Below are 17,372 nucleotides of genomic sequence, written 5' to 3' on the forward strand. Positions count from 1 at the left end.
ATGTCCGAGGGGTCTCCGGTCCACGAGGTGCTGCCCGCGCAGCGCGAGGTCTGGCTCGCGCAGTGCCTCCAGCCGCTCAGCCCGCGCTTCAACTGCGGGGTGTTCCTGGACGTCGCCACGGCGCTGGACCCCGCGGTGCTGCGCCGTGCGGTGACGCGCGCGCTGACGGAGGCCGAGGCGCTGCGGACGCGCTTCGTGGCGCGGGACGGCGGTGAGGTCGGGCAGGTCGTCGAACCCGCGCCCGCCGACCCGCTGACCATGGTGGACCTCCGCGGGGCGGACGAGCCGATGGAAGCCGCCCGCGCGTGGATGGACGCCGACCTCGCCCGGCCCGTGGACCTCGCCGCGGGCGGCACGTACCGGCACGCGCTCCTGCGGGTGGGGGAGCAGCGTTCCCTGCTGTACTTCCGCTACCACCACATCACCCTCGACGGCTTCGGCCAGAGCCTCTACACCTCCCGCCTCGCCGAGATCTACACCGCGCTCGCCGCCGGACTCGACACGGGCGAAAGCCCGTTCGGCGGTCTCTCGGCCCTCCTTCAGGAGCAGCGCCGCTACGAGGCGTCCGAGAAGGCCGCCGCCGACCGGGCGTACTGGCTGGAGCGGGCCGCCGGCCTCGCCCAGGACGGGACGCACGGCGCACCGCCCGCCTCGGACGACGTCGTACGGGAGAGCAGGAAGCTCCCGGTCGAACTCGCGGACGCCGTGCGCGAGTACGCCAGGGCGCACCGCACCCGCTGGAGCATGGTGCTGCTCGGTGCCGTCGCGGCCTTCGTGCAGCGGCGGCGCGACAGCGACGGGGTGGTCCTCGACCTGCCGCTGTCCGGGCGACTGACCCGGGCCGCCGCCACCACCCCCTGCATGACGTCCAACGTGCTGCCGCTGCGGCTCGGTTTCGCGGGGGAGGCGGACCTCGCGGCCGTACTGGACGAGCTGTCCGCGGCGCTGTCCCCGGCCTTCCGCCACCAGCGGTTCCGCGGCGAGGAACTGGAGCGCGCCGTCGGCGCGAACGGCGCCCCCGGCCGGGTGTCGGTGAACGTCATGCCCTTCGACCACCGGACCGTCTTCGGCGACACCCCCGCAGACCTGCACCAGCTCTCCACCGGGCCGGTGCGCGACCTGGCGATCGACGTCCACGGCAGCCCGCACGAGGGCGACATCCAGATCACCGTCCAGGGCAACGGGCGGGTGTACACGCGTGCGGACGTCGTGCAGTGGCACGGTGAACTGCTGCACATGCTCGTCCAGTTGGTCGCGCACCCGGAGCGCCCGGTGGGCGAGGCCGACCTCCTGGACGGGGCGACCCGCCGCCGGGTGCTGGAGGAGTGGAACCGTACCGCCGCCAAGCTGCGGGAGGGCACGGTCGCCGACTGGTTCGAGGACCAGGCCCTGCGGACCCCCGGGGCGCCCGCCGTGACCGACGGCACCACCGCGCTGACCTACCGGGAGCTGGACGCCGAGGCGAACCGCCTCGCCCGCGTGCTCGTCGCCGAGGGCGTGGCCGCGGAGGACTCGGTGGCGGTGCTGCTGCGCAGCGGTCCCGCGCTCCTGGTCGCCCTGCTCGCCGTCTGGAAGGCCGGCGGCGCGTACGTTCCGCTCGACCCCGAGAACCCGGCCGGGCGCGTCGCCCACCTCCTCGACGACGCGGCGCCCGTGCTCACCCTCACCGACCCGGACTCGGCGTCCCGACTTCCCTCGTCCGTGCGCCGGTTGACCCTCGGCTCGCCGGACCTGGAGGCGGCCTGCGGCGCCCACCGGGCGGACGCGCTCGAACCCGGTGAACTGCTCCGCCCGCTGCGGCCCGAGCGCGCCGCGTACCTCATCTACACCTCGGGATCGACCGGCAGGCCCAAGCCTGTGGTGGTCGAGCAGCGCAACCTCGCGGCGTACGTCGACTTCGCGGGCGGCGCCTACCCCGGCCTCGCCGGACGGGCGCTGGTGCAGACGTCCATCGCCTTCGACCTGACCGTGACCGGCGCCCTCGTGTCGCTGACGCTGGGCGGCTGCGTACGGTTCGCCGCGTTCGGCGAGGGGGGTGCGGCCGAGGACGAGCCCCCGCCCGCGTTCGCCAAGGTCACGCCCTCCCACCTCGCCGTGCTCGCCGGTCTGCCGCCCCGCTGGTCGGCGACCGAGCAGGTCGTCGTCGGCGGCGAGCAGCTGACCGGCGGCGCCGTGGCCGAGCTGCGCAGACGCCGCCCCGGCGTAACGGTCGTGAATGAGTACGGCCCGACCGAGGCGACCGTGGGCTGCGCGGTGTACACGGTGCGGCCGAAGGACGAGGTCCCCGAGGGCGCTGTCGCCATCGGTCGCCCCGTCGCCAACGCGCGGCTTTACGTGCTGGACCGGCGGCTGCGGCCCGTGCCGCCGGGTGCGGTGGGCGAGCTGTACATCGGCGGCGCGGGCGTCGCGCGCGGCTACGGCGAACGTCCCGGGCTCACCGCCCAGCGCTTCGTCGCCGACCCCTTCGGCTCGGGCGGCCGGCTGTACCGCTCCGGTGACCTCGCCCGCTGGAACGCCGACGGCGACCTGGAGTACCTCGGACGCCGCGACGACCAGATCAAGCTGCGCGGCTTCCGCGTCGAGCTCGGCGAGATCGAGGCCGCCCTCAGCCGCCACCCGGCGGTGGCGCAGTCGGCGGCGACGGTCCGCGAGGACGTACCGGGCGACCGGCGGCTGGTGGCCTACCTGGTGCCTGCGGCCGGTGAAGTCGTCCCTGACGCAGGAGAGTTGCGGGAATTCCTGCGCACGTGGCTGCCCGGTCCGCTGGTGCCGGCGGCGTTCGTCGCACTCGACACGATGCCGCTGACGCCGAACGGCAAGGCCGACCGCGCGGCGCTGCCCGTCCCCGCCGCGGAGCCCCTCGCCGACGATCCCCGGGACGCGGACGACCCCCGGGTGGAGATCCTCTGCCACGCGTTCGCCGACACGCTGTCCCTGCCCGCGGTCGGTGTCGACGACGACTTCTTCCACCTCGGCGGGCACTCCCTGCTCGCCACCCGGCTGCTCGCGCGCGTCCGCACCGCGCTCGGCGCCGAACTCTCCCTGCGTGAACTCTTCGATCACTCCACCGTCCGGCGGCTGCTGGAGGTGCTCGACACCGCCCGCCCCGCCCGCCCCGAGCTGCGGGCCGAGCCGAGACCCGAGCGGGTGCCGGTGTCCTTCGCCCAGCAGCGGCTGTGGTTCCTCCACCGCCTTGAGGGTCCGAACGCGACGTACAACTACGCCGTCGTGCTGCGTCTGAACGGCACCCTGGACGTCACCGCGCTGCGTGCCGCGCTCGGCGACGTGGTCGCCCGCCACGAGAGCCTGCGTACCACGATCGTCGAACGCGACGGCGTCCCCTGCCAGCTCATCCGTGCCAAGGTCGCGTTCGACCTGCCCACGCGCGTCACCGCCGCGCAGACGCTGCCCGCGGAGCTCTCCGCGATCGCGCACCGGGAGTTCTCCCTCTCCGACGAACTGCCCCTGCACTGTGTGCTCCACCGCGTCGGCAGCGAGAACGGCGAACACGGCGAGAACGGCGCGCACGGCGGCGAGGGCGCGTGGGCACTGGCCATGGTCGTCCACCACGTCGCGGGCGACGGCTGGTCGACCGGACCGCTGCTGCGCGACCTGGCCGAGGCGTACACGGCCCGGACACGGGGCGCCGCCCCGGGGTGGGCTGCGCTGCCGCTCCAGTACGCCGACTACGTGCTGCGGCAGCGCAGGCTGCTCGGCTCGCACGAGGACCCGGACAGCGTCGTCTCCCGCGAGCTCGCCTACTGGCGCGTGCAACTGGACAGCCTCCCGGAGGAGTTGGAACTCCCGACGTACTGCTCCCGCCCGGCCGCGGTGACCTCCGCGGCGGAACGGGTGCCGTTCGAGGTGCCGTCCCGGGTGCGCGCCGGGCTGCACGAGCTGGCACGGGAACGCGGCTGCACCGTGTTCATGGTCGTCCACGCCGCGCTCACCGCCCTGCTGTCCCGCTTCGGCGCCGGTACGGACATCCCCGTCGGCACGCCCGTCGCGGGCCGTACCGACGACGCCCTGCGGGATCTCGTCGGCTTCTTCGTCAACACCCTGGTGCTGCGCGTGGACGCCTCCGGGCGCCCCACCTTCGCGGAGCTGCTCGACCGGGTGCGCGACACCGACCTGGCCGCCTACGCGCACCAGGACGTCCCGTTCGACCACCTCGTCGAGGCCGTCAACCCGCCGCGGGTCGCCGGCCGCCACCCGCTGGTGCAGACGGTCCTGTCGTTCGACAACAACGACCGGAGCCTGTGGTCGTCCGCGCTGGACGGCGGCTTCCCGGGGCTCGACGCCACCGCCGCGCAGATCGAGACCGGCCGGGCCAAGTTCGACCTGGCGTTCGCGCTGACCGACGACGCCCCCGACGGCGCGCCGGGCGGGGAGTCCGCCTGGGGCGGCAGCCTGGACTACCGCACCGACCTCTTCGACGCCCCGACCGCGCGGGCGCTCGCGCACGGACTCGTCCGGGTCCTGGAGCAGGTCGTGAAGACCCCCGAACTGCCCGTCCACGCCCTGGAAGTGCTCGGCGCCCCCGGCCGGGAGCTGCTGCTCTCCGAGTGGAACGACACCGCCACGCCCATCCCGCAGGAGAGCGTGCCCGCGCTGTTCGCCCGCAGCGCCGCGCGGAACCCGGACGCGACCGCGGTGCGCCGCGGCTCCGAGACCCTGACCTACGCCGAGCTGGACGCCCGCGCCGACCGGCTCGCCCGCGTCCTCGCCGGCCGCGGCGTCGGCAACGAGTCGCGGGTGGCCGTGGCGATGCGGCGCGGTGTGGACGTCCCCGTCGCGCTGCTCGCGGTCCTGCGGGCAGGCGGCGCCTACGTACCGGTGCGCCCGGACGACCCGGCGGAGTGGGTACGCGGCCTCCTGGCCGACATCGACGCCGTACTGGTTCTGACGGACGCCGAGAACGCGGCCGCGGCCGCGGAGTGGGGCGTCCCCGTGCTCGACACCGCCGCCCCGCTCCCAAACGCGTCCGTCCTCCGCGCGCAGGCGCCGGTGCCCGACCAGCTCGCGTACGTCATGTTCACCTCCGGCTCCACCGGCGTCCCCAAGGGCGTCGCCGTCAGCCACCGCGACATCGTGGAGCTCGCCGCCGACCCCTGCTGGGCGGACGAGGCGCACCGCCGGGTGTTGGCACACTCCCCGCTGGCGTTCGACGCCTCCACCTATGAGCTGTGGGTTCCGCTGCTCGGCGGCGGCGAAGTCGTCGTGGCACCGCCCGGCCCGCTCGACGTGCCCACGCTGCGGCAGGTCGTCGAACACGGCGCCGTCACGGCCGTGTTCTGCACCACCGCGCTGTTCCGGGTGATCGCCGAGGAGGACCCGCGGAGCCTGGCCGGAGTGCGGCAGCTGTGGACCGGCGGCGAGGCCGTACCGCCCGAGGCGGTCGCCCGGGTCCGCGCCGCCTGCCCCGGGCTGACCGTGCTGAACGTCTACGGCCCCACCGAGACCACGACGTTCGCGCTGCGCCGCCCCACCACCGATGCGGACGCCCGGCGCACCAACCTGCCGATCGGGCGCCCGCTGGCGAACACCCGTGCCTACGTGCTGGACGAGCACCTCCAGCCCGTGCCGCCCCGGGTGGCCGGCGAGCTGTACCTCGCCGGAGCCGGCCAGGCGCGCGGCTACTGGAACCGCGCGGGCCTGACCGCCGAGCGCTTCGTCGCCGACCCGTTCGGCGCGCCGGGCACCCGGATGTACCGCACCGGGGACCTGGTGCGGTGGAACCCCGAGGGCGACATCGAGTTCCTCGGCCGGGTCGACAACCAGATCAAGCTGCGTGGCTTCCGCATCGAACTGGGCGCGGTCGAGGCCGTGCTCAGCCGCCACCCGGACGTGGCGCAGACGACCGTCGTCGTACGGGAGGACGCCGCCGGTGAGCGGCGCCTGGTCGCCTACGTCGTCCCGGCCGGCGACGAGCCCGCGCCCGCCGAGGACCTGCTCGCCCATCTGCGCGGCAGCCTGCCCGAGTACGCCGTCCCCTCCGCGGTCCTGACCGTCGACGGCTTCGTGCTCAACGCCAACGGCAAGGTGGACCAGAAGGCCCTGCGCGCCCCCGAGTCGGCGGCCCGGCCGCGTTCCCGCCCCGCGCGCACCCCGCGCGAGGAGATCATGTGCGGGACGTTCGCCGAGGTGCTGGGCGTGCCGGAAGTCGGCCTGGAGGACGGCTTCTTCGCACTCGGCGGCCACTCCCTGCTCGCCACGCGCCTGGTGTCGCGGCTGCGTACCGCGCTGGGCAGCGAGGTCGCCATCCGCGACGTCTTCGACCACCCCACGGTCGCCGGGCTCAGCGAGGCCCTCACCTCCCGCGCCGCCGTGCGCCCGCCGCTCGTCGCGGCCGTGCCCCGCCCGCCGGTGCTGCCGATGTCGTACGCGCAGCAGCGGATGTGGTTCTCCCACCACCTGGAGGGGCCGAGCGCGACGTACAACATCCCGTACGTGCTGCGGCTGACCGGCCCGCTGGACCTCGGTGCGCTGCGGGCGGCGCTGCGGGACGTCGTCACCCGGCACGAGAGCCTGCGCACGGTGTACGCCGACAGCCCCGGCGGCCCCTGCCAGCGGGTGCTCGACCCGGCGCTGCTGCCGGAGACCGAGCCCGAGCGGTGCGCGCCCGCGGAGCTCGACGACCGGCTGCGGGAACTCGCCCGGTACGCCTTCGGCCTCGCCGAAGAACTCCCGTTCCGCGTAACGCTGTTGGAGACGGAACGCGGCACCGGCTGGGTGCTGGTGCTCGTCGTGCACCACATCGCCGCCGACGGCTGGTCGCTGGCCCCGCTGACCCGCGACCTCTCCGCCGCGTACGCAGCCCGGTGCGCGGGCGAGGATCCCGAGTGGAAGCCGCTGCCGGTGGGTTACGCCGACTACGCGCTCTGGCAGCGCGAGGTGCTCGGCGCGGAGGACGACCCCGACAGCCTGCTGAGTCGTCAGTCCGTCTACTGGAAGCGGCAGCTCGCGGAGCTGCCGGAGGTCCTCGATCTGCCCACTGACCGGCCGCGTCCGGCCGTCGCCTCCCACCGCGGGGCCGTCACCACCTTCACCGTCGACGCCGAACTCCACGCCGCCGTCACGGAGCTGGCGCGCAGCAGCGGAGCGACGGTGTTCATGGTCGTGCACGCCGTACTCGCCGCGCTTCTGACCCGGCTCGGCGCCGGCACCGACATCCCCCTCGGCACCCCCGTGGCCGGTCGCGACGACGACGCCACCCACGAGCTGGTGGGCTGCTTCGTCAACACGCTGGTCCTGCGCACCGACACCTCGGGCAATCCCACCTTCTCCGAGCTCCTGGACCGGGTGCGCGGCACCGACCTGGACGCCTACGGCCACCAGGACGTGCCCTTCGAGCGAGTCGTCGAACTGGCCAGGCCCGAGCGTTCCCAGGCCCACCACCCGCTTTTCCAGACGGCACTGACGGTGCGCCAGTCGGAGGAGAAGACGGAGAGGTTCGGCGGGCTGGGCCTCGAGAGCTTCGAAGTCGACACCCGGCAGGCGAAGTTCGACCTGCTGCTCAGCCTGGAGGAGCTCGGCGACGCGGGCGGCGCGGTCGGCATGGCGGGGGTGCTCCAGTACGCCACCGACCTCTTCGACGAGGCCACCGCCGTGTTGATCGCCGACGCCCTGCGCCGGGTGCTCGCCCAGGTCGCCGCCGCGCCCGGCACCCGGCTGGGAGAGTTGCGACTCCCGTCCTCCTCCGCGCAGTTGAACGCCGGCGGCACCGACGGGGCCGACGGCCCCGTCGCGCAGGTGGAGCCGCTTACCTTCCCCGAGCTGTTCGCCCGGCAGGTCGCCGCCGCTCCCGACGCCCCCGCGGTGAGCGGTGAGGACCGCGAGCTCGGCTACGCCGCACTCGACGCCGCCGCCAACCGCGTGGCCCACCACCTCATCGCCCGCGGTATCGGCACCGAGGATCTGGTGGCAATCGCGCTGCCCCGCTCCGCCGAACTCGTCGTCGCCGTCCTCGCCGTGCACAAGGCGGGCGCCGCCTACCTGCCCCTGGACCCGGACTACCCCGCCGCCCGCATCGCCCACATGCTGCGGGACGCCGCCCCCGCGCTCCTGCTGACCACCGCGGGGCTGACCGAGGGCGCGCACTGGGACGGCGTACCGGCCGCCCTCTTCGAGGAACTGCCCGCCGGGCCGGACAGCGGCGCACCCGCCCTCGCGCCCACCGACGCCGACCGGATCAGGCCGCTGCACCCCGACCACCCGGCGTACGTGATCTACACCTCCGGATCGACGGGGCTGCCCAAGGGCGTCACCGTCACCCACCGCGGGCTCGCCGCCCTCGCCCGCACCCACCGGGAGCACCTCGGCGCGGGACCGGGCAGCAGCGTGCTCCAGTTCGCCTCGCTGAGCTTCGACGCCGCCGCGTGGGAGATCTGCATGGCCCTGCTGTCCGGCGGACGGCTCGTCGTCGCCCCCGCCGAACGCCTCGTGCCCGGAGATCCGCTGGCGGCGCTGCTCGCCGAACGCGGCGTCACCCACGCCACCGTGCCGCCGTCCGCCCTGCCCGTGCTCGCCGACGGCGCGCTGCCCGACGGCATGGTGCTCGTGGTCGCCGGTGAGGCGGTCGGGCCCGACCAGGTCGCCCGCTTCGCCCCCGGCCGCCGCATGGTGAACGCGTACGGCCCGACCGAGACGACGGTCTGCGCGATGATCAGCGCACCGCTGCGCCCCGGCGAGCCCGTACCGCTCGGCCGGCCGGTCACCGACGCCCGCGTCCGGGTGCTGGACGAGTTCCTGCACCCGGTCCCGCCGGGAGTGGCCGGAGAGCTGTACGTCTCCGGGGCCGGTCTCGCCCGCGGCTACCGGGGGCGTGCCGCCCTCACCGCGGCGCGGTTCGTCGCCTGCCCCTTCGGGGAGCCGGGCGAGCGGATGTACCGCACGGGCGACCTGGTCAGATACACCCGGGAGGGCGCGCTGCTGTTCGTGGGCCGCGCCGACGACCAGGTCAAGCTGCGCGGCTTCCGCGTCGAGCTCGGCGAGATCGAGTCCGTCGCCGCCGACCACCCCGCCGTGGAGCAGGCCGTCGCCGTGGTCCGCGAGGACCGGCCCGGCGACCGCCGCCTGGTGCTGTACACCGTGACCACCTGCGACGAGGCCGACCTCGCCGACCTCCGCGCGCACCTCGGCGAGCGGCTGCCCGCCCACATGGCGCCCGCCGCCGTGGTGCCGCTGTCCGCCGTGCCGCTGACGCCGAACGGCAAGGTCGACCGCAAGGCGCTGCCCGCACCCGACTGGGAGTCCGGCACGGGCTCCTCGCGCCGCCCCCGCGACGCCCGCGAGGAGCTGCTCTGCTCCCTGTACGCGGAGGTCCTCGGCCTGGACGAGGTCGGGATCGACGACGGCTTCTTCACCCGCGGCGGCGACAGCATCATGAGCATGCGGCTGGTCTCCCTCGCCCGCCGCGCGGGTGCGTCCCTGTCGGTGCGCGACGTCTTCGAGCACCCGACCGTTGCCCGCCTCGCCTCGGTGGCCGACTGGTCGGGCCGCGGCACGGACGAGGCTGCGGACGACGACGGCACCGGCCGCTTCCCGGCGCTGCCGATCGTGTCCTGGCTGCTCGAACGTGGCGGCGACTGGCGGGAGTTCAACCAGTCTCAGGCCGTGCGCACCCCCGCCGGGCTCGATGAGGCGACTCTGCGCACCGCGCTCCAGTCCCTCCTCGACCGGCACGACCTCCTGCGTTCCCGGCTCGTCTACGCCGAGGCGCTGGACGCGATCCCCGAGCTGGACGTACGACTCGCCGGTGCCGTGCTGGCCGACTCCTGCCTGGACCGCGTCGAGGTGCCCGTCGGCACCGGGGACGCGGAGTGGCCGCGGCTGCTGTCCGAGCACGCCGACCGCGCCCGGCGCCGACTCGACCCGGCCGAGGGCGACACGCTTCGCTGCGTGTGGCTCGACGCGGGCCCGGACGCGCCCGGCGCGCTGGTCCTCGTCGCCCACCACCTGGTCGTCGACGGAGTGTCGTGGCAGGTACTGCTGCCCGACCTCGCCGAGGCCGTACGCGGCAACGCGTACGGCGGGACGCCCCCCGCACCCGTCGGGACGTCCGTACGCCGCTGGTCGCAGGAGATCGCCCGGCAGGCCACGACCGACGAGCGGGCCGCCGAACTCCCCTGGTGGGAAGCAGTGCTGGCGCCTCCGAGACCGGTCGCCGACGGGGCGCTCGACAGCGCCGTCGACACCTACGGCACCGCGGGCGTGCACACCGTCACACTGCCCGAGGACGTCTCGCGGACCCTGCTCGACCGGGTGCCGGGACTGCTCCGGGCCAACGCCGAGGACGTCCTGCTCGCCGGACTCGCCCTCGCACTGGACCGCTGGGCACCGCACGACGGCGGCGACGGCTGGGTCGTCGACCTGGAGGGCCACGGGCGGCACGAGGAACTGCTGCCCGGCGCCGACCTGTCGCGGACCGTCGGCTGGCTCACCACGCTCCATCCCGTACGCCTCGCGGCCGGGAACCAGCCGTGGCGGGAGTCCGGTCCGGGAGAGGCCGCCGTGGGCGCCGCGCTCAAGCGCGTCAAGGAGCAGCTGCGCGCCACTCCGGGCAACGGCGCGGGCTTCGGCCTGCTCCGCCACCTGAACCCCGAAACCGCAGAAGCCCTGCGCCGGCTCGACGCCCCCCAGCTGGCGTTCAACTACCTCGGCAGGTCCGCCGTCGTGCCCGGCGCGGCCACCGACTGGCAGCCGGTCGCCGCCGGTGTGGCCGGACCCGGACCGCACACTCCGCTCAGCCACGTCGTCGCCGTCAACGCCGGTGCCGAGGACGGCGGCGACGGGCCGCGCCTGCGCGCCCACTTCAGCTGGGCACCCCGGCTGATCACGCGGCAGCGCGTGGAGGAACTCGCCGGGCTGTGGGCGCGTGCGCTGGCGGCGATCGCCGCGTACGCCGACGCACCGCACTCCGGCGGGCTCACCCCGAGCGACCTGGCCGACCCGACCCTCGACCAGACCGAGATCGAGCGACTCGAGGCGGCCCACCCCGGTTTGGAGGACGTGCTCCCGCTGTCCCCGCTCCAGCGCGGCATGCTCTTCCACCACCTCTACGACGACACCGGCACCGACGTCTACACCGCGCAGCTCGCCTTCGACCTCGACGGCGACGTGGACCGCGACCGGCTGAACGCCGCCGCGGGCGCCCTGCTGCGGCGCCACCCCAACCTGCGGGCCGGCCTCGTGCAGCGGGACTCGGGGGAGTGGTGCCAGGCGGTGACCCGCACCGTGCGGGTTCCGTGGCGCGACGAGGACGTCTCCGGCGCCGCGGACCCGCAGGCCGCCGCCGAGGAGCTGACGACCGCCGCCCGCTGGGAGCCGTTCCCGCTGGACGCGCCGCCGCTGGCACGGTTCACCCTGATCCGGCTCGGGCCCGGCAGGTTCCGCTTCCTGATGGCCAACCACCACATCCTGTGGGACGGCTGGTCCGCACCCGTCCTGCTGCGCGAGCTGCTGACCCTGTACCGCGACGGCGCCGACGAACGAGCCCTGCCGCCCGTGCCCCCGTACCGCGACCGGCTCGCCTGGCTTGCGGCCCGCGACCGGGACGCGGCCGAACGAGCCTGGCGGGAGGCCCTTGACGGGCTGCCCGAGCCCACGCTCCTGGCCGCCGACCGGGCCCGCGCCACCACCGTGCCCGAGCAGCGGCACACCACCATCGACCGGGAGACCACCGCGGCGCTCGGCGCGTACGCCCGCGAGTGGGGCGTCACGGTGAACACCGTGGTGCAGGCGGCCTGGGCGCTGGTGCTGTCCTGGACGACCGGCCGCGGCGACATCGTCTTCGGCGCCACCGTCTCCGGGCGCCCCGCCGACCTGCCGGGCGCGGAGTCGATGGTGGGGCTGTTCATCAACACCGTGCCCGTGCGGGTGTCCCTGCGCCCCGCCGAATCCCTCCGCGGACTCGTGGAGCGGATCCAGCGCGAGCAGTCCGCGCTGCTGGAGCACCAGCACGTGGGCCTCGCCGACATCCAACGATGGGCGGGTCAGGGCGAGTTGTTCGACACCGCGCTGGTCTTCGAGAACTACCCCGTCGCACCTGACACCCTCTCCACCGACGGCAGCGGGTTCCGGATCACCGCCGTGCACGGCCGCGGCGCCACGCATTACTCGCTCGGCCTCGTCGTCGCCCCCGGCGACGAACTCGCGCTGCGCCTGGACTCCCAGCCCGACGTCGTCGACGCCGCACAGGCAGAGGCGACGCTGCGCCGGCTGACCACCGTGCTCCGCGGCCTCGCCACCGCCCCCGACCAGGCTTCCGGAACGCTGGACCTGCTGGACCGTGACGAGCGGCACCGCATCGTCGAGGAGTGGAACAGCGGCACCGGGCACGACCGGCCCGGCACCGTCCGCGACTGGGTCCACGCGCAGATCCGGCGCACCCCGCAGGCGCTCGCCACCGTCAGCGGCGGCGACGCCCTGACGTACGCGCAGCTCGGCGAGCGCGCCGACCGCCTCGCCCGCGTCCTGCGCGACCGCGGGGCCGGACCGGAGTCGTTCGTCGCCGTACTGCTGCCGCGCGGCGTCGACTTCGTGGCCGCGGTGCTCGCCGTGTGGAAGACGGGCGCCGCCTATCTGCCGATCGACCCCGACTATCCGGCCGAGCGCATCGGCTACGTCCTCGACGACGCGAAGCCCGTGCTGGTACTGACCACCACGGACCTTCAGGAGAAGGCGCCGGGCGCCGCACCCTGCCTCGTGGTGGACACCCCGGAGTTCGCCGCCGAGGCCGACCGCCACGCGCCCGAACCGGTGGAGGTGCCGCAGCCGGACACCGCCGCGGCGTATGTCATCTATACCTCCGGCTCCACGGGACGCCCCAAGGGCGTCGTGCTCGCGCACACCAACGTGGCCGCTTACGTGGGCTATTCGTCCCGGGAGTACCCCGACATGCGCGGGGTCGTCCTCGTCGGTTCCTCGGTGGCCTTCGACGCGACGGTCACCGGACTGTTCACGCCGTTGGTCGTCGGCGGCTGCGTGTGGCTCGGCCGGTGGGACCCCAACGAGCCCGTCCCCGCCGCCGTCACGGAGGCCGGCGGAATCTCCGCCACCAAGATCACCCCCAGCCATCTGGCCGTGCTGTCGCTGCTGCCCGAGGAGATGTCGCCCTCCGGCACCCTCGTGATCGGCGGCGAGGCTCTCCAGGGCCCGGCGCTCGCGCGCTGGCGCGCCCAGCACCCCGGTGTACGGGTCGTCAACGCCTACGGTCCGACCGAAGCGACCGTCAACTGCTCGGAGTTCACCCTCCGGCCGGGCGACCCCACGCCCACGGGGCCCGTACCGATCGGCCGCCCCTACCCGCACGCCCGGCTGTACGTCCTCGACGGCGGCCTGCGCCCCGTACCGCCGGGAGTCGCCGGTGAGCTCTACATCGCCGACGCACTGGTCGCGCGCGGCTACTGGGGCCGGGAGGGCCTGACCGCCGAGCGCTTCGTCGCCGACCCGTTCGGCGCGCCCGGCTGCCGGATGTACCGCTCCGGTGACCTGGTGCGCTGGACCGACGACGGCAACCTGGTGTTCGCGGGCCGCGTCGACGACCAGGTGAAGGTGCGCGGCCACCGGATCGAGCTCGGCGAGATCGAGTCCGTGCTCGCCGAACACCCCTCGGTGCGGCGGGCGGTGGTGATGGCGCGCGAGGACCGCCCCGGCAACCGCCGGCTCGTCGCGTACGTCGCCTACACCGGCGCACCGGACCCGGCGGTGGCCGACCACCTGGGCGAGCGGCTGCCGGACCACATGGTCCCCGCCGCCTGGGTCACCCTCGACACGCTGCCGCTCAACAGCAGCGGCAAGGTGGACCGCTCGAAGCTGCCCGCGCCCGAGTACGAGCGCACCGACGCGGGCCGCGCGGCGGACGGCCCGCGCGAGGAGGCACTGTGCGCGCTCCTCGCCGAGGTGCTCGGCGTCGCCGAGGTCGGCGTGGACGACTCGTTCTTCTCGCTCGGCGGCGACAGCATCGTCGCCATCCAGGTCGTCGGCCGCGCGCGGCGCATCGGCGCGGACTTCTCCGTCCGCGACCTCTTCCAGCACCCCACGGTCGCCGAGCTCGCGGAGGTCGCGGAGTGGCCGGACGCCGACGGCGGACGGGCGGCAGCCGACGACGGCACCGGCGTCTTCCCGCAGCTGCCTGCCGCTCGTGCCCTCTTGGAGCGCGGCGGCAACTGGGCCGCGTACAGCCACATCCAGGTCCTGCGGGCACCGGCGGCACTGGGGTGGACGGACCTGGTCACCGCCGTCCGGGCCGTACTGGACTGCCACGACGTGCTGCGCGCCCGTACCCGGCGAGACCCCACGCTGGGCGAGGTCCTGGACGTCGCCCCGGCGGGCTCGGTCGACGCCGGGTCGGTGCTGACCCGCGTCGACGTCGAGGGCCGCGGCGCGGAGGCGGTACGGGAGGAGCGCACGGCACGCGCCCTCGCCGCACGCGAGCTGCTCGACCCGGCCGAGGGCCGCATGTTCGCCATGGTCTGGCTCGACGCGGGCCCCTTCGCCCCCGGCGAACTCGTCGTCGTCGCCCACCACATGGTCGTCGACGGCATCTCCTGGCGCGCCCTGCTGCCCGATCTGGCGCAGGCGGTCGATGGCGCCCGCAGAGGCGGTGCCCCCGCCGCGACACTGCCCCCGGTGGGCACGTCGCTGCGCACTTGGTCGCAGGAGCTGGCCCGGCAGGCCACCACCGACCGCAGGACCGGGGAGCTGCCACGGTGGGAGTCCGTGCTCGCCGCCGGGCGGCCGGTCGCCGACGGAGAGCTGGACCCCGCGCGGGACCTGCACAGCACCATGGGGCTGCTGACCGAGTCCCTGACGCCCGAGGTCACCGAGACCGTCCTCGTAAGGGCGGCCGAACTGTTCCACGCGGGCGCCGAGGACGTCCTGCTGGCCGCCTTTGCCGCCGCGCTCTCGCACTGGCGGAGCCCGCTGGACGGTACGGGCTGCGTGGTGGACCTGGAGGGCCACGGCCGGCACGACGACTGGCTGCCCGGCGCCGAACTATCCCGCACCATGGGATGGTTCACGACCCTCTACCCGGTGGCCCTGGAGCCGGGCCGCGTCAGCTGGCCGGACTTCACCTCCGGCGGACCCGTCGTGGGGGACGTCATCAAACGCGTCAAGGAGCAGCTCCGCGAGGTACCCGACCGCGGTGTGGGCTACGGCCTGCTGCGCCACCTCAATCCCGGTACCGCCGAGGCCCTGCGCGCTCACCCCGCGCCGCAGGTGGGCTTCAACTACCTGGGCCGGCTGCGCACCGCCGATCCCGGGCACGTACTAAACTGGCAGCCGCTGCCCGGCACCCTCCCCGAAGGGGAACCGGACACCCCGATGAGCCACGTGGTGGAGCTCAACGCGGTCGCCGAGGAGACCGGGGGCAGCCTCCGGCTCCGCATGAACTTCAGCTGGGCACCCCGGCTGCTGACCCGCGAGGACGTCGCCGCCCTCGCCCGGCTGTGCACCGACGCGCTCAACGGCGTCGCCGCGCACACCGAAGACCCCGGAGCCGGCGGACTCACGCCCTCCGACCTCTCTTTGGCCGGCCTGAGCCAGCACGAGATCGAACTTCTTGACGCCGACTGGGGAGGCTCCGCATGAGCACGCCGCGCCGCAACATCGAAGACGTCCTTCCGCTCTCCCCGCTCCAGGAGGGCATGCTCTTTCACAGCGTCCACGACGAGGGCCCCGCCGACCTGTACGTGCGGCAGCTCGCCGTCGACCTGCACGGCAAGCTCGACCGCGACCGCCTGTACGCGGCGGCCGAGGCTCTCCTGCGCCGGCACGCCAACCTGCGAGTGGGGTTCCGCCACGAGGGCCTGTCCAAGCCCGTCCAGGTCGTCGCCCGGTCGGTGACCCTGCCGTGGCGCGACGAGGACGTCAGCGCCGAGACCGACCCCGAGGCCGCCGCCGGGAAGCTCGTGGAGGCGGACCGTTGGGCGCGGTTCGATCTGCGGCTGCCGCCGCTCGTGCGGTTCACCCTGATCCGCCTCGCCCCGGGCCGCCACCGGTTCTTGATGACCCACCACCACATCCTGTGGGACGGCTGGTCCTCCTCGGTCCTGCTGCGCGAACTCGCCGTCCTGCACCGGCAGTCCGGCGACGACCGCGGCCTCCCCAGGGTCCGCCCGTACAAGGAGTACCTGGGCTGGCTCTCCGGCCGCGACCGCGCGAGCTCGGAGCTGGCCTGGCGCCGCGCCCTGGACGGCGTGATGGGACCCACGCTCGCCGGGCCCGCGGGGGGAAGCCGGGTCGCCGCCGTACCCGAGACGCTCACCGCCACGCTCGACGCCGAGACGACGCGCGGACTCCAGCAGCGCGCACGAGAGCTCGGCGTCACCCTCAACACGCTGGTGCAGGCCGGCTGGGCCGTCGCGCTGGGCGCGCTCACCGGACGGCGGGACGTCGTCTTCGGCGCCACCGTCTCCGGCCGTCCCGCCCAGCTGCCCGGCGTGGAGTCCATGGTGGGCATGTTCATCAACACCGTGCCGGTACGTGCCGTACTGGACCCGGCCGAGCCACTGCGGGAGCTGCTGCTGCGGCTCCAGGCCGAGCACGCGGGCCTCGCCGACCACCACCACGTCGGCCTTGCCGACATCCAGCGCTGGGCCGGGCACCGCGAACTCTTCGACACCGTCACCGTCTTCGAGAACTACCCCTTCGACGGCGACGACGGCGACGACGGCGACGACGGCAACACGTTCGACGACCTGAAGGTCACCGACGTCGAGGCGCAGAGCGCGACGCACTACCCGCTCTACCTCCTCGCCCTCCCCGGCGAGACCCTGACCCTGTACCTGAAGTACCAGCCGCACCTCGTCGACGCCGTCCTCGCCGGGCGATACGCGCAGGCCCTGCGGAACGTGCTCACCACCGCCGTCGACGACCCCGGCAGCCCGATCGGCGGCATCCCGCTGCTGTCCGCCGAGGAGCGGCACACGCTCACCGACACCTGGAATCGCACCGGCACCCCCGCCGAACCCCACGACCTCACCGGCCTGTTCACCCGCCAGGCCACCGCCACACCCGACGCCCTCGCGGTCGTCGCCGACGACGGACAGCTGACGTACGCCGAGCTGAACGAGCGCGCGGGCCGCCTCGCCCGGGTGCTCGCCGCATCCGGCGTGGGCCTCGAGACACCGGTCGGCGTGCTGCTTCCGCGCGGTACCGAACTGCTCGTCGCGCTGCTCGCGGTCTGGAAGGCCGGCGGCGCCTGGGTACCGGTGGACCCGGAGCACCCCGCCGAACGCACCCGGCACATCCTCGGCGACAGCGCGCCCGTCCTCACCGTCACCACCGGCGCGCTCGCCGCACGGGTCCCGGGCACAGCCCTGCTCCTGGACGACCCCGGAACCGCCGCCCGCCTGCGCGACGCGGAC

General features: G+C 74.7%; 2 protein-coding genes (1 of these 2 only partly in view). Both read left to right on the forward strand.

Going from position 1 to position 17,372, the window contains the following annotated elements:
• A complete protein-coding gene (locus SSPS47_RS33270; protein ID WP_164254131.1) occupies positions 1-15,594 on the forward strand; it encodes a non-ribosomal peptide synthetase in 15,594 nt (5,197 codons plus the stop codon).
• A protein-coding gene (locus tag SSPS47_RS33275) for a non-ribosomal peptide synthetase (RefSeq protein ID WP_164254132.1) crosses the window boundary here: on the forward strand, positions 15,591-17,372 show its 5' portion. The gene runs 10,515 nt beyond the window's last position; the window shows 1,782 of its 12,297 coding nt (coding positions 1-1,782); it begins with the start codon at positions 15,591-15,593; the stop codon falls past the right edge of the window. The genes SSPS47_RS33270 and SSPS47_RS33275 overlap by 4 nt, the downstream gene beginning before the upstream one ends.

The organism is Streptomyces sp. S4.7, from assembly GCF_010384365.1.
Classification (GTDB): Bacteria; Actinomycetota; Actinomycetes; order Streptomycetales; family Streptomycetaceae; genus Streptomyces.